The organism is Chromobacterium sp. Beijing (assembly GCF_021496765.1).
In the GTDB taxonomy this organism is placed as follows: Bacteria; Pseudomonadota; Gammaproteobacteria; order Burkholderiales; family Chromobacteriaceae; genus Chromobacterium.
The window spans coordinates 1,478,713-1,493,283 of record NZ_CP053750.1; the positions used below are offsets into that span (position 1 = coordinate 1,478,713).

General features: G+C 53.0%; 14 protein-coding genes. 12 read left to right on the forward strand and 2 right to left on the reverse strand.

From position 1 onward, the window contains the following. Window positions 1-81: 81 nt before the first annotated feature. Entirely contained in the window at window positions 82-321 is a 240-nt protein-coding gene (yedF, locus tag HQN78_RS06995) for a sulfurtransferase-like selenium metabolism protein YedF (RefSeq protein WP_019100738.1), read from the reverse strand. Then, a complete protein-coding gene (gene yedE, locus HQN78_RS07000; RefSeq protein WP_227108292.1) occupies window positions 318-1,529 on the reverse strand; it encodes a selenium metabolism membrane protein YedE/FdhT in 1,212 nt (403 codons plus the stop codon). The genes yedF and yedE overlap by 4 nt, the downstream gene beginning before the upstream one ends. Before the next feature lie 368 nt (window positions 1,530-1,897). Here yedE and HQN78_RS07005 point away from each other — a divergent pair, with 368 nt between their 5' ends. The 12 genes from HQN78_RS07005 to HQN78_RS07060 are packed head-to-tail and all read left to right on the forward strand — an operon-like array spanning window position 1,898 to window position 14,445. Then, the gene (locus HQN78_RS07005) at window positions 1,898-4,507 is read left to right on the forward strand and encodes a type VI secretion system Vgr family protein (protein ID WP_235088741.1); all 2,610 of its coding nucleotides are present in this window, start codon (window positions 1,898-1,900) and stop codon (window positions 4,505-4,507) included. 14 nt (window positions 4,508-4,521) lie between these two features. Then, window positions 4,522-5,421, forward strand: a complete 900-nt coding sequence (locus HQN78_RS07010; protein WP_235088743.1) for a hypothetical protein — start codon at window positions 4,522-4,524, stop codon at window positions 5,419-5,421. Window positions 5,422-5,449: 28 nt separating this feature from the next. After that, window positions 5,450-6,943 carry a T6SS effector BTH_I2691 family protein gene (locus HQN78_RS07015; protein ID WP_235088745.1) on the forward strand — a complete coding sequence of 498 codons (1,494 nt, stop codon included), beginning with the start codon at window positions 5,450-5,452 and terminating at the stop codon, window positions 6,941-6,943. A gap of 44 nt (window positions 6,944-6,987) precedes the next feature. Then, window positions 6,988-7,956, forward strand: a complete 969-nt coding sequence (locus HQN78_RS07020; protein WP_235088748.1) for a hypothetical protein — start codon at window positions 6,988-6,990, stop codon at window positions 7,954-7,956. Window position 7,957: 1 nt separating this feature from the next. Next, window positions 7,958-8,866: a DUF6708 domain-containing protein gene (locus tag HQN78_RS07025; protein WP_235088749.1), complete on the forward strand. Its 909-nt coding sequence runs from the start codon at window positions 7,958-7,960 to the stop codon at window positions 8,864-8,866. A 4-nt stretch (window positions 8,867-8,870) separates the two neighbouring features. Beyond that, window positions 8,871-9,617, forward strand: a complete 747-nt coding sequence (locus HQN78_RS07030) for a putative type VI secretion system effector (RefSeq protein ID WP_235088750.1) — start codon at window positions 8,871-8,873, stop codon at window positions 9,615-9,617. 13 nt (window positions 9,618-9,630) lie between these two features. After that, complete coding sequence (locus HQN78_RS07035; protein WP_304502843.1) at window positions 9,631-10,386, forward strand: putative type VI secretion system effector; 756 nt, start codon at window positions 9,631-9,633, stop codon at window positions 10,384-10,386. Between the two features lie 9 nt (window positions 10,387-10,395). Next, window positions 10,396-11,154, forward strand: coding sequence for a putative type VI secretion system effector (locus HQN78_RS07040; protein WP_235088753.1), 759 nt, complete (start codon window positions 10,396-10,398; stop codon window positions 11,152-11,154). A 58-nt stretch (window positions 11,155-11,212) separates the two neighbouring features. Continuing rightward, window positions 11,213-11,926, forward strand: a complete 714-nt coding sequence (locus tag HQN78_RS07045; protein ID WP_235088754.1) for a putative type VI secretion system effector — start codon at window positions 11,213-11,215, stop codon at window positions 11,924-11,926. A 10-nt stretch (window positions 11,927-11,936) separates the two neighbouring features. Beyond that, a complete protein-coding gene (locus HQN78_RS07050; protein WP_235088755.1) occupies window positions 11,937-12,695 on the forward strand; it encodes a putative type VI secretion system effector in 759 nt (252 codons plus the stop codon). Between the two features lie 19 nt (window positions 12,696-12,714). Then, window positions 12,715-13,467, forward strand: a complete 753-nt coding sequence (locus HQN78_RS07055) for a putative type VI secretion system effector (protein WP_235088757.1) — start codon at window positions 12,715-12,717, stop codon at window positions 13,465-13,467. Between the two features lie 42 nt (window positions 13,468-13,509). Beyond that, window positions 13,510-14,445, forward strand: coding sequence for a DUF6708 domain-containing protein (locus tag HQN78_RS07060; RefSeq protein ID WP_235088759.1), 936 nt, complete (start codon window positions 13,510-13,512; stop codon window positions 14,443-14,445). The last annotated feature ends 126 nt before the right edge of the window (window positions 14,446-14,571 follow it).

Genomic DNA, 14,571 nt, shown 5'->3' on the forward strand with positions numbered 1-14,571 from the left:
CCGCCAAAACACTTAATAAGTGAGTGAACGACAGGCCGTCGGGTTCCGCCCCAGCGGCGGAATGGCACTATTTACACAGGCTCAACGCTGGATCAGATAACGTATCGTCGGGCCGTCCTGCTGGATTTCCAGCACGGTGTAGCCATGGTTCTTGGCGTCCAGCGGGATGTTGTTGATCGACTGCGGGCAATCGGTCACCACCTCCAGGATTTCGCCCGGCTGAAGCTGCGGCATCGCCTCCAGCGTGGCCACCGCCGGATACGGGCAAGGCTCGCCCATCATGTCCAAACGGTAATTTGGGGTATAACTCTGCTTGCTCATGCCGCCTCCTTGCTGAATCTAGCCGCCTGCGCCTTATTGGCGAAAAAGCGTTTTTCCCACCACATCACCGCCAGCATCGCCAGCGCCAACATCGCGTAAGTGAGCACCAGGCCGCCTTGCGGGCCAAACACCGCCAGCAGGTTGACCTTGGCGTAATCAGTGGCCACCGCCGGCGCGATATCGTCCCACCACGCCGCCAGCAAGGTGGCGCCGACGATATTGCCCAGCCCCACCCACCAGTAATGCACCTGGCCCTCCACCGCGCGATACATCCAGCCGGTTTCGCAGCCGCCGGCCAGCACGATGCCGAAGCCGAACAAGACCCCGCCTATCACCGCATTGGGGCCGGCCCACAGAATCTTGGGCGGCACGCCCAGCTGCACATAGCTATACACGCCAATCACGCTCACCGCCATGCCGGCGATGATGGCCTTGGCCATCTGGGTGCGGCCGGTCAGCCACAGATCGCGGAAGGCCGAGGTGAAGCACACTTGCGCGCGCTCGATGATCAGACCGAAAGCCAGGCCGAACAAGGCCGCCAGCCCCAGCTTGGGCATGGAGAAGGTGCGGGCCAGCGCCCACAGCGTGAAGGCGACGAAAATCAGCATGCCCAGGCGGAAACGACGCCGCGCCTGGTCCTCGCGCTGCTGCAAGGGCTGCGGCGCGCTCACCTTCTGCAGCTTCACCGGAATGCGGAACACCGGCAGCATGGTCACGCGCGCGCCCAACCAGGAACCGGCCGCGGTGGCCAGCGCAAACAGCCAGGCATGCAGGGAAAACTGCGGAATGCCGGTGAAGAAGGCCGCCAGATTGCAGCCCATGGCCAGCCGTGCGCCAAAGCCGGCGATCAGGCCGCCCAGCACCGCCTGCGCAATGCGGACGCGATGATGCGGCATGCGCAGCTTGACGTTGTTGGCCCACAAGGCCGCGGACAGACAGCCGGCGAACATGCCTATGATCATCATGCCGTCCACGCGGTCCAGCGGCGTGCCCTCAAGATGGATCACCTTGAAATAGCCCCAGGTTTCCGGATGGAAGCCAAACAGCTGCAAGGCGTGGCCGCCCCAGCGCGTGAACTCCCCGGTCACCGCCCAGAAAGTGCCGGTAATGCCGAAATAATATGCGGACAACACCCCGGCGGCGATCACCGCCGGCACCGGCGCCCAGAAGCGCACCAGGTATTGCGTCTTGAAATCCTGCCAAGTCATGGCTCAGACGTCTCCCAATAAAAAAACCTGCCCGCGGGCAGGGTCAAAAATATACGGTTGGCATTGTAGAACAGTGCGTGAACCATGTCAGCGCCGGATTGTCTCACCCGCCGCCTATCGCAGGCAAACCCAAAGCCGGCCGGACTTGATCTGACGCGGCACGGCGGACGCGCGTCGGGCTTGCCGGCTGGTACTGATTAAAACCAAATCCCTTTGGCATCAAAGCCTTTGTGCGGAGCAGTAAAAACACATAGAATAAGCTCGCTTTTTAACAATAACTATCAACAGCTATCGCGTAAGCCACGATGCCGCCGCTACGGCGCCTGAACGCTTGCTCGCAAACCTTCGCCAGATAGAGCCCTGAACCCATGGACTTAAGCACCCTGCTCGCCAGCTTCGCCTCCGCCTTCAACCAGGACCAGCGCCTGCTCACCCTCAGCCTGGGCGACGGCAGTGTGGCGGCCGAGCAATTGCTGCCGCTGAGTTTGGCCGGCGAAGAAGGCGTGTCCCGGTCTTACGCCTACCAGCTGACCTGTCTGTCTCCGGACGGCAAGATTGAACTCAAGAGCCTGCTCGGCCTGCCGGCCCGGCTCGGCATCCTGGACGCCGCCGGCGCGGAGAGCCTGCGCTGCGGCGTGGTGTCCAAGGCCGAGTGCCTGGGTTCGGACGGCGGCTTCAGCCGTTATCAGCTGACCATTGAGCCGCCGTTCGCGCTGCTGCGTCATCGCGTCAGCTCGCGGGTGTTCCAGGACCAGTCGGTGCCGGACATCGTCACGCAGATTCTGAGCGAGCATCAGCAGGCCAATCCGGTGTTCGCCCGCGTCCAGGCCCAGGACTTCAAGACCGGCCCGGCGTCGCCGCGCAGCTACTGTCTGCAATACCGCGAGAGCGATTACGATTTCATCGTGCGCCTGCTGCACGAAGAGGGTTACGCCTGGCGTTTCGATCACCTGGACGGCGACACGCCACAAGTGCGCTTGGTCGCCTTCGACGACCCTTACAGCCTGCCGCCGGCCGGCGTCGAGCGGGTGCGCTTCCACCGCAGCGACGCCACCGAGGCCGAAGACGGCCTGACCGAGTGGAACGCCCAACGCCAGATCGTTCCCGGCGCGGTGGCTTTGGCCAGCTTCGACTACCAGCCGGTGCAGACCCAGCACAGCGGCGACGACAGCCGCATCGACCAGGGTCAGAACGGCAAGGCGCTGCAATCCTCCTTGCACGACTACGACCCGCAATCGCTGTACTACGCCGGCGACGCCGACCAGCTCAGCCACTACGCCCAGCTGCGCCAGCAAGCGCATGACCTGAACGCCAAGCAATTCAGCGGCGGCGGCAGCGTGCGCGGCCTGGCCGCCGGCCAGTGGTTCCGCCTGGACGACCATCCGGCCCACGACGGCGACAGCAGCGAACAGCGCGAATTCGTCGTCACCCGCCAAGCCTTAAGCGCGCGCAACAACCTGCCGGCCGACCTCAAAGCGCTGGCAAAAGCCGAGGACGCCCAACCCTTCCGCGCCGACTTCGACGCCCAACGCCGCGGCGTGCCGCTGACCCCGGCCTACGCCCATACCGAACTGGCCAAACCCAAATCCCGTGGCGTACAGACCGCCACCGTGGTCGGCCCGCAAGGAGAGGAAGTCCACACCGACCAGCACGGCCGCATCAAGGTGCAATTCCACTGGCAGAGGCCGGACGAACACCCGAGCATCGGCGCGGGGATGGACGACAAATCCTCCTGCTGGCTGCGCGTGGTGATGCCCAGCGCCGGCGCCGGCTGGGGCCATCAATTCATCCCGCGCATCGGTCAGGAAGTGCTGGTCGACTTCATCGAAGGCGATATCGACCGCCCGGTGATTACCGGCGTGCTCTACAACGGCAGCCACCCGACGCCGGACTTCAGCGGCGCGGGCGCCTTGCCGGCGAACAAGACCCTGTCCGGCATCAAATCCAAAGAACACCAGGGTGGCCAGTACAACGAACTGCTGTTCGACGACACCCCCGGCGAAGTCCGTGCCAAACTATCGAGCGAACCCGGCAAAACCCAACTCAACCAAGGCTTCCTCACCCAGCCGCGCAGCAACGGCAAGGCCGAGCCGCGCGGCGACGGCTTCGAACTGCGCACCGACAACCACGGCGCCGTCCGCGCCGGCCATGGCCTGCTGCTGAGCACCGAAGCGCAGAACGGCGCTGGGGGCAAACAACTGGCGCGCGAACAGGTGCAAAGCCAGCTGGACGCAGCGCTGGCCCTGAGCCAAAGCCTGGGCGACACCGCCAGCGGCCAGCAGGCCGACACCATGGAAACCGGGCCGGAAGGCATAGGCGACGACAATAAGCGGGAAGGCAAGCAGTTGATCGGCCACCTGCAGCATCAGCAAGCGGCGCTGAAAGCCTGGGAGGCCGAAACCAATACCGACAAAGAAGGCAAAACCGGCCAGGACATCTCCGGCCGCCAGCCCTTGCTCATCCTGTCCGCGCCGGCCGGCATCGCCAGCCTGAGCCAACAGAGCCATACCCTGGCGGCGGAAACCAATCTGGACCTGGTGGCGCAGCGCGACACCAATCAAACCTCGGGCCGACGCTGGATTCACAACGTCGGCGACAAAATCAGCCTGTTCGTCACCGGCCTGCAAGACAAGATCGCGCTGAAGCTGATCGCCGCCAAGGGCAAGATCCAGATGCAGGCGCAGAGCGACACTATCGAAGTGACCGCGGACAAGGACGTGACCATCACCTCCTGTAAGGAACGCATCGTCATCACCGCCAAGGAGGAAATCCTGGTCACCGCCGGCGGCGGCTACATCCGGCTCAAGGGCGGCGATATCGAAGTGCACTGCCCCGGCACCGTGACGGTGAAAGGCGCCAGCCATAACCTCAGCGGCCCCACCAGCCTGAACGCGCCTTTGCCGGAACTCAAAGTGAAGAGTTGCGCCATGCGCGCCAGCGCCGCGGCATCCGGCGGCGATGCCGTGGTGATGCTATGAACGGAGACGCCTGGATGCATACCCCTCAATCTTTATCGGCTCCGCTATTGGGCTGGACCGTACTCCCGGAAGACGGCTTGAGCCGAAACTGGCTAAACCGACATCGCTATGCCGTGGTGGAAGCCGAGCAACTCGAACAGCTACCCAGCGACTGGCCCAGCACCCGGCTTGCGCCCAAACGTTTTGCCGACAATGAAGGCTTAATGCCCGCCCTGCTGGATATCGCGGCGCTAAAGCCGGAGCAAGGCGACCAACTACACGCCCTGCTGGCCCAGGCACATCAAGATGGCGAAGCCAGCCCGGTTTCCGCCTTGCTGCAAAGCCAGTCGTCTCCAACCGCCCTGCTGCGCCACTTGTGCGATGCCCAGGTTTACCGCTACCACTTGCAAACAGCCTGGTTGCGCGTTTTCGACAGCCGGGTCTGGGTGCAACTCCCCCGCGTACTGGGCGACAAAGCCTGGAACCGGCTCTTCGGCCCGATAAGCTGCTGGAGCGTCAGCCTATATGGCGCATGGGTGGAAACCCGGCCCAGCGCCGCGGGCTTGCCGGGAGAGCGCGATACAGAGCAACGCTGGCAAGCAATGCAACGCGTAGGGGCCATCAATAGAGCGTTGCTGCGCAGCGGCTGGCTGGAGCTTCCGGCCATCCTGGAAAAGAGCGGCTTGCTGGACCAACTGACGCTAAAGGCGCAAACCGTCCACGGACTAGGCCGGATTGAAGACCAAGTCACCTACGCCCAACTAGGCGCTGAATATGGCTGGGGTTTTGATGAACACCCGATAGCGCGCAGCGCCCTAGCCGGCTTTTACCAGGAAAGCGAAGCGGAACGCGCCGACGCCACCATCGTGGACGTGCTGGCCGCACTGGACGACGCCCAGTGGCAGACCATACGCCGCGACCTCGCCGCCAGCTAGAACCCGCAGATAACTACAGAGAAGATCCATGTCGAAGCCTGAATGCACCCAGCAAAAATCCTGTGATTACTGTGAGAAACGCGGCGTTCCCATTCTGCCGCTGCGCTACGCCGTAGCCATGCCCAATGCCGGAGCGCCGAAACCGGCCTCTCCGCCATCAATCGCCCTCCCCGCGGTCTCCGGCCAATACACGCTGCGTCTGCTGCGCTCGGGCTACCTGTATGTGTACGACGAGGCCCGCAAACGCTGGGACGACTACTTCGTCACCGCAGACGGTTATTTCTGCAAAATCTTCCCGGTCAAAGGCCAGCCCACCCCAGTCCCCAGCAAAGCCTTCAATTGCTGCGATCCCAGCCATCGCGCTCTCGCCAGCTGCATCACCATTCCAGACGCCAAGCGCGCCACCAAGGTATGGCTGGGCTTTTCCGACGCGCAATGGACCGACGACGTCCGCAAACGCCACGAATCAGCCGACTACCGCAAACAACATATGCGCTGTGTCGACGTCAATGCCTACACCGCCGGCGCGGACGGCAAGCACTGCTTGCCCATCAAGAATGTAGGCGCCAAAGTGGCCGAGTACACACTGGACGACACTGCGCTCAAGAAAGCACTGTCGTTTTCTCAACACGCGGCAACAGGACGCAAGAGTGGGACCGCACTACTCATTGCTGAAAGTGAGCGCCTCATGCCACAAAAAGGATTTGCTATCGCACTGGAAGATCCAATAGGCATTGCAGCGGACCTTAGCGCCTTAATGGGATACCAACTCTATAATTACACAAATGACAAAAGTCGAAAAAGACCATTTATGGCATCTAGTGCCATCTTGCAAATCGAGTCTGCGGTAAAAGAACAAGCCCTTGAAGCTGAGAACGCTGCGGCAGAAGAATTAGCAGACAAGATGCTCAGCGAACCTGACATTGGAATGCTTTTTTCATCATATCGTGATAAAAAAATCAAAAAATCAGAGGATATGCGGGCCGTAACGGAAGCGCAGGCACAACTGGCAGAAAAAAATGCTTGGCAAAAGTATCGAGACAAATTTGACGAACCTGCAATGAAAAATTGGAGGAATAAGTTTGATGAGGACTTTAAAGAGTTTGACAAATCATACATTGCACCTCTTGCAGAAACTCATGCAACCTGGATGAAATCTAAGTACATGAGCTATTATTTTGAATGCAACTTTGATAGCAAAAGTGCTGACAGCGGTATTGTTTATGCAAAGGCAGCCTTACTTTGCATTCATGGAACTCAAGACAAAGCAGCCTGCTTTAATTTATACGTCGACTGGCTAGAAAAAGACAGCATAAGCAAAGAGAATATTTTACTCCGCGCTCTAACCCTAAATTTAGAAAAAACCTCCACCGATATAAATAAGGCGCTCAAACTCAGCATCGACTGGCGAGGTCTACCTCTAGACCCAATTATTGGAGCGTTTGGAAAGTCATTAGAACGACTTACCTCGGGGACCGTTGACACCATTGGAGGGCTGATAACCGCACTCTATGGCCCCTAGGAAAAGTATTCAATCACGCGCTAGATGGAAAAGTGCGGCCAGCCATGGTCGCACTCAGCCTGCACACGGAAAAAACTTTTACAGTTGTTGAGGTCACGGGAGGCAAAAAAGCCTTCCGATCTATGCTGATACGTCAGCTAACCAAAGCAAGTGGTAAAGCATTGAATCCTCGTGAAATGGAGAGAGCTGTTTCAGCTCAGCTACGTCGACTTAAAGCGGCCGGCGTACCGTTGGACAACACAGAAAAAAAACGCTTTCTCCTGCTTGTGGATACGGAACAAGCCAGCAGCCTTCCCAAAGGCTTAAAAACACCAGAACAGGCAAAGTGGCTTGCAAACTCCATAAAAACACCAGAAGAGTTAGAAAAAATCAATTTTTCAAACTGGAGATCTAGAGTAGGAAACCCGGCTGTCGCGATAGCGAAAGGAAGCGTGCCTTATATTTCTGGACTCGTAACCGGCCTATTGCAATACAACGCAATGCAAAAGCTCATTGAGGATGAAGGTAAAGCAATGAGTCACGAAGCAAAAGAGGCATATGGACGACTGCGAGCAGGCGTTATAGCACTAGCAGCTACCTCCACTGACTTAATTGCGCAAGGCCTGGCCAAGATAGCTCCTCAGTTCGCGAGGTTCGCCCGAGGGCTAAATCTTACGAGTTTGGCACTCACATGGATTGGCCGTGCAGCAGGCGTCTTAGGCGCTTTAATAATGGCTGCATGGGACATTGAGCAAATGAAAAAAGCAAATGCGAATGGCAATGTCGGTCTTGCATTTCTGTATGGTGGGTCAGCACTCATCGGACTAACCCTAACAGTGGCCCTGTTGCTTGGCTTTAACTTTATTGGATTACTATTGGTTATAGCCTTTATTGGAATAGCCATCCTGATTGAATATTTCAAAAACAACAAAGTACAAGATTGGCTTGAGCGCTGTCTGTGGGGCAAAGGGAAATCGGCTCATTACCAAAATGAAACCGAAGAACTGCAACAATTAAAACTGGCCACAAATTAAAATGGAATACACAGGAAAAGTACCAAAATACAAAGTAAATCGCCCCATTACAAATCAAGAGTTAGAACTCAAGCTTGAGCAAAAAATAAATTCCGGTGCACAACCAAACTATCAATTAAGTGTAATTTCCATTAACTCAAAGAGTATGCAATTGGTGGACAAATTTTTCCTATGGAAAGGATTGCTAACCTTTGTGGCGATTGCAGGGCTTGCACTCATTACCTGGATGCTGATCGGAAATATTTTAATCAGCTATGACAAACCAAGCGGACTTGCTGGTGATTGGGGGTTCTTGCTGGCCATTCTGCTAATGGCTATACCTGTTGCGCTACTGAACCTCTGGATACTGCATAAGGACCTTGGCTTTACTCACTACCCTATTTTGCTTGATCGGCTGAATGGCAAGGTTCATTTCTTTCGACAAGATGGCAGCGTAAGCAGCTCAAAATGGAGTGATATATTTTTTTGTTTTGCCCGTGTAAAAAACCAAACCTGGGAAATACAAGGACACATTCTTGATGAGAATCAAGAGATCGTTATCGACACTTTTTCCTTTTCTGAAGTTGGTGTCGGAGAACAGGATCGACAACAATTGCTGAGTTATTGGGAATTTGTCAGAACCTATATGGAAAACGGCCCTTCCGAGGTGGCATCCGAAATTGAAGCCTGCCTTCCCATCTCCCAAAAAAAAGAGACCTTTATCTTTGCGATGCTACGGATGCGCTATATCTTAAGTAGCATCCCTTTCCCACTTCAATTGATTCTTCTGGCATTTTATTTATTGATTTATCCCGCTCGCTGGATCGCCATGCATGCCAGCAAAATTCCGAAGTGGCCTGCTGAACTTGAAGCCCTAAGCCATGCGGCCCCAGGGGACCCATACCATCGTGACGCCTCGACGAATACATGAAGATATGGCCTCGATTCATGAAGCTGCCCTCACAGACACCAAGCTGAGTAAAATCAGTGGCAAGATTTCCCATTACAAGAAAACACGGGAAATGGCCAATTTTTTCTTTACTGATCGTGAACGCAACATCATGGGCCTATCAGCCATTGCTGGGGCACTAGCTGGAGCAGCTGGAATGGCTGCAAGCACTGCACGTGATGCTGCCAACCTACGTGAGCAGGCTGATTATATTGAAATGAAGATTAATGGCCAGCCAGCCAAAGGGTGGGTTTGGTTTAGCCCATTTGAAAATGGCGATGAAGTCGAAGTAGTTGGAACTCAACATGCTGATTTTTTTGAGTTTATCGCAATCACCCGCCCAAAGGATAGAGTCATTGCACTTTACCCGCATTGTTCTAGGGGAAAAAAGGCTCACGTCAATGCCGTTGTTAAATGGTCATTGATATCAATATCCTTTTTAGTTGGCATACTTGTTCCATTTGCCTTTGCAGTAGTGGATTTGATCAATGGAAAACATGTTTTCTCCACGCTCGCCGATAGCAGCTATCTATATGTGGCACTAACGATGTACATTCTATTAGGAGCATATGCATTTATTTATGGCAGGAAATTCATGATGTATGTCCATGCAGCCACACAAATTTTTACAGCTCTAAATCTAAGCGAGCCTGACAAAATAGACCTTCCAAAACAAACTAAGCGTAAGCCAGGCGACCCTGGAGCATTCGGTGTGATGTACTTCAATTACTAGATCCTACTCTATCATGGCCATATCTCGCTCAAGCAGCTTAGCTCCTATCACACCCAGCATCACACTAAGCAAAATCAGCGGCAAAATTTCCCGTTACAAAAAAACACGGGAAATGGCTAACTTCTTCTTTACTGACCACGACCGCAACATCATGGGTCTGTCAGCCATTGCGGGTGCTCTGGCTGGCGCTGCCGGCATGGCCGCCAGCACCGCTAGGGATGCAAGCAACTTACGCGAGCAAGCCGACTATGTTGAGATGGAAATTAATGGACAACTAGCTAAAGGGTGGGTTTGGTTTAGCCCATTCCAAGATGGAGATGAGGTTGAAGTTATTGGAAATCAACGGCACGATTACTTTGAACTTATTGCAATAGTCCGAACAAAAGATAGGACTATAGCACTTTACCCTCACTGCTCAAGAGGAAAAAATGCTCATATAAGAAATATTATAAAATGGTGGTTTTTCATTACCTTAGCGGCAATTATTTTTGCAATCGTTTTTGATATTGCCATAGCAGCCCTTGCCAACGATGGCATGGACTACTTCGTATCCACAACAGCTTTCCCATACTTTACCATCGGGATAAGTCTACTGACGGGAACCTTTGCATTTGTAAACGGTAAGAAATTCATGATGTATGTACATGCTGCCACTCAAGTTTTTAAAGCATTAGGTTTAAAAGAGCCTGACAACATCAACTTACCCAAACTTACAAAACGCAAGCCTGGCGATCCAGGTGCATTTGGCGTGATGTATTTTAACTATTGAGCCCCCGGCATGGCGATGTCACCACCTAGCAGCTTAGTGCCCACTTCATCAACGATGAAGCTAAGCAAAATCAGCGGAAAAATCTCGCACTACAAAAAAACCAGAGAACTTGCCAATTTCTTTTTTACCGACCATGATCGCAGCATCATGGGCTTAGCCGCCATAGCAGGAGCACTAGCCGGAGCTGCTGGCATGGCTGCAAGCACGGCTAGAGATGCAGCAAATTTACGCGAAGAGGCTGACTACGTTGAAATGAAAGTCGATGGACAGTTGGCAAAAGGCTGGGTCTGGTTTAGCCCTTTTCAAGCGGGCGATGAAGTGGAAGTTATAGGAACGCAACAAGAGGGTTACTTTGAGATTGTAGCGATATTACGACCAGCGGATAGAGTAATCGCACTCTACCCACATTGTTCCAGAGGAAAAAATGCACATATAAAAAACATTATAAAATGGTGGGCGCTCTCTGTATCCTTTATGCTATGGATCGCATTTCCAGCCTTCCTTTTTATTATCGATCTACTTATCTCATCTGAGCTCTTCAATTCACTCATCAACTTTAATTACATATACGTCGGCATTGTTTCCTACGCATTGTTTGGAGCATATTCACTTGTAACTGGAAAAAAATTCATGATGTTTGTTAAAGCTGCGACACAAGTTTTTAAAACGATGAAACTTCCAAATCCAGACAATACGGACTTACCCAAGTGTACTAAACGTAAACCAGGCGACCCCGGTGCACTCGGTGTAATGTACTTCAACTACTAAGCCCGATTCCACTATGGCCATATTTCGTCCGATCAGCTTAGCCCCCAACATAGCTAGCATGACGCTAAGCAAAATCAGCGGCAAAATTTCCCGTTACAAAAAAACACGAGAAATGGCCAACTTCTTTTTTACTGACCGCGACCGCAACATCATGGGCCTGTCAGCTATTGCAGGGGCTCTGGCAGGCGCTGCCGGTATGGCAGCTAACACCGCTAGGGATGCGAGCAACTTACGCGAGCAAGCCGACTATATTGAGATGGAAATTAATGGACTGCCCGCCAAAGGCTGGGTATGGTTCAGCCCATTTAAAGATGGTGACGACGTAGAACTAATCGGGACATTTCAAGGGGATTACTTTGAAATCATCGCCATTGCGAGACCTCAAGATCGCACCATCGCCCTATACCCGCATTGCTCACGTGGCAAAAAATCTCACATCACCACCATCATCAAGTGGTGGTTCATAGCAACAACTTTCTTGGTAGCCGTATTTATCCCAATATTATTTACAATATTTGATCTTATCGACGGAAAAGAGAAACTTTTTTCATTTTTTGGGGCAGAGTATTTGTATGCGACTATATTCATGTATCTATTCCTAGGAACATACTCACTCGTCACTGGAAGAAAATTTATGATGTATGTGCACGCGGCTACACAGGTCTTTAAAGCATTAGGGTTGCCAGACCCCGATAATATCGACCTACCCAAACGCACAAAACGCAGGCCTGGCGATCCAGGTGCATTTGGCGTGATGTACTTCAACTATTGAGCTTCCCGGCATGGCGATATCACCACCTAGCAGCTTAGCGCCCACCCCATCAACGATGGAGCTAAGCAAAATCAGTGGAAAAATATCGCACTACAAAAAAACCAGAGAACTTGCCAATTTCTTTTTTACCGACCATGATCGCAGCATCATGGGCCTATCCGCAATTGCAGGAGCCTTGGCCGGGGCAGCAGGCATGGCTGCTAGTACTGCACGAGATACTACAAATCTGCGAGAGCAAGCTGACCATATTGAAATGAGCATAAATGGTCAACCCGCTAAAGGCTGGGTATGGTTTAGTCCCTTTCAAGCAGGCGATGAAGTTGAGCTTATTGGAACCCAACAAGATGGTTATTTTGAAATTATTGCAATAGCCCGCCCCAAAGACAAAGTTATCGCACTGTACCCACACTGCTCCCGTGGCAAAATTGCACATATCAAAACCGTATTCAAATGGTGGTTTCTGTCAGTATCTTTTTTGGTTGCAATATTAGCCCCTCTTGTTTTTGGTTTTTTTGATTTCATTTCTGGTAAAGACGAAATTTTTAGTTTAATAGATTTCGATTACATTTATGTATGTGCAGCAGTTTATGCCATTTTTGGGGCGTACGCGTATGTTACAGGGAAGAAATTTATGATGTATGTACATGCAGCAACACGTATTTTTAAAGTGATGGACCTACAAAACCCTGACCACATCGACCTACCCAAACGCACAAAACGCAAGCCAGGCGATCCTGGCGCATTCGGCGTGATGTATTTCAACTACTGACCCTGGCCCAAGCATAGCCATGTCTGTAACAAACGACTTAGTTGCTCTTACGCCAACCATGCAGCTAAGCAAAACTAACGGCAAAATTTCCCGTTACAAAAAAACACGAGAAATGGCCAACTTCTTCTTTACCGACCGCGACCGCAACATCATGGGCTTGGCCGCCATCGCAGGAGCACTAGCCGGCGCAGCCGGCATGGCAGCCAGCACGGCTAGGGATGCAAGCAACTTACGCGAGCAAGCCGACTATATTGAGATGGAAATTAATGGGCTACCCGCCAAAGGCTGGGTTTGGTATAGCCCATTCCAAGATGGAGACATTATCGATGTAATTGGCACACCGCGTGAAAACCATTTTGAAATTGTTGCCATTGCCCGCCCAAAAGATAGAATCATTGCACTCTACCCACATTGCTCCCGCGGCAAAATCCCTCATATCAAAACAGTAGTTAAATGGTGGTTTCTCTCCACTACTTTTTTAGCAACCATCTTTGCGTCTCTATTAGCGATACTATTTGACTTCATTAGCGATAACGATGCTCCTTATTTTTTCTGGAACATCGGATACATCTACGCATCATTAGCGATGTACCTACTCCTCGGAGCATATTCTTTCGTAACCGGGAAAAGATTCATGATGTTTGTCAATGCGGCCACACAAGTATTCAAAACCATGGGATTGCCTGACCCTGACAACATCGACCTTCCCAAAAAAACCAAACGCAAACCCGGTGACCCAGGTGCGTTCGGTGTGATGTACTTCAACTACTGAATCCAATCTGGACGGCATGCCGTCCATTACACTCTCACCACCATGGAATATACCGGCTTATATCAAAAATACACCATCAACCGTCCCTTGACCCGGTTGGAGCAAGAGCACGGTCTGGATATTCACCAAAAGCTGGATTTGCCGCTGGCTTATCAGTTGGCCGTGATCAAGATAAACAGTACTTATCTAGAGCTGGTTGACAAGTATTTCCGCTGGAAGGGCATGATGAGCAGCGTGCTGCTGGCCATCTTCTACATCGTTCCCATAGGCTGCGCCACTATCGCGCTGGATTTCATCCTGATTGCCATCGGCGCCAATTCCAGCCCCTATTATTCCCCGCAACAAGCCTGGACCCAGACGGTATTGCTACTGCTGTTCGGCCCCGGCTTGATAGGCAGCATCTTGATCTGGCTGTTAAGAAAAGAGGCCTTCGCGCTGACCCACTACCCGATCCGTCTAAACAGGAAATCTAGAAAAATATTCGCGTTTCAGCCTGGGGGAAAGATCGTGGAGTTTGACTGGGACCACAGCTTTTTTTGCTTGGGCCTAGGCAAAAGCAATACCTGGGAGATTCAGGGCCACAAGCTGGATGCGGAAGGCAAGGTGTCCGCCACTTTCGCCTTCTCAGAGTTGGCGGTAGGGGCGAAAGACCGGGAGCTGCTGAAACAGCATTGGGAGTTCATCCGCCGCTATATGGAAGAAGGCCCGACCAGCGTCATCCAGGAAGTCAAGGCTTGCCTGCCGATTGCAGATCAGAGAGAACCGTTCTGGTTTGGCCTGCAGCGCACCGACTTTTATGTAAGCGCCATGCCGTGGTCAATGAGGTTGGCCTTTTTGCTGATTTATTTAATCTGCTATCCCGGCCGATGGCTTGCCATGCGTACCAGCCAGGTTCCTGCCTGGCCAGCCAATGTGGACGAGCAATGCCAAGTTGCGCCAGACGATCCATACTCTCGTGACGCCTCAATGAACCCATAAAAATAGAAAAGCTTTATTGCATACGTCAATCCTCACCGTCACCAAGCTGAGCAAAATCAGCGGCACCATTTCCCGCTATAAGAAAACAAAAGCGCGCTCCCAAAAACTTCAGCCCCTCCCCTTCAT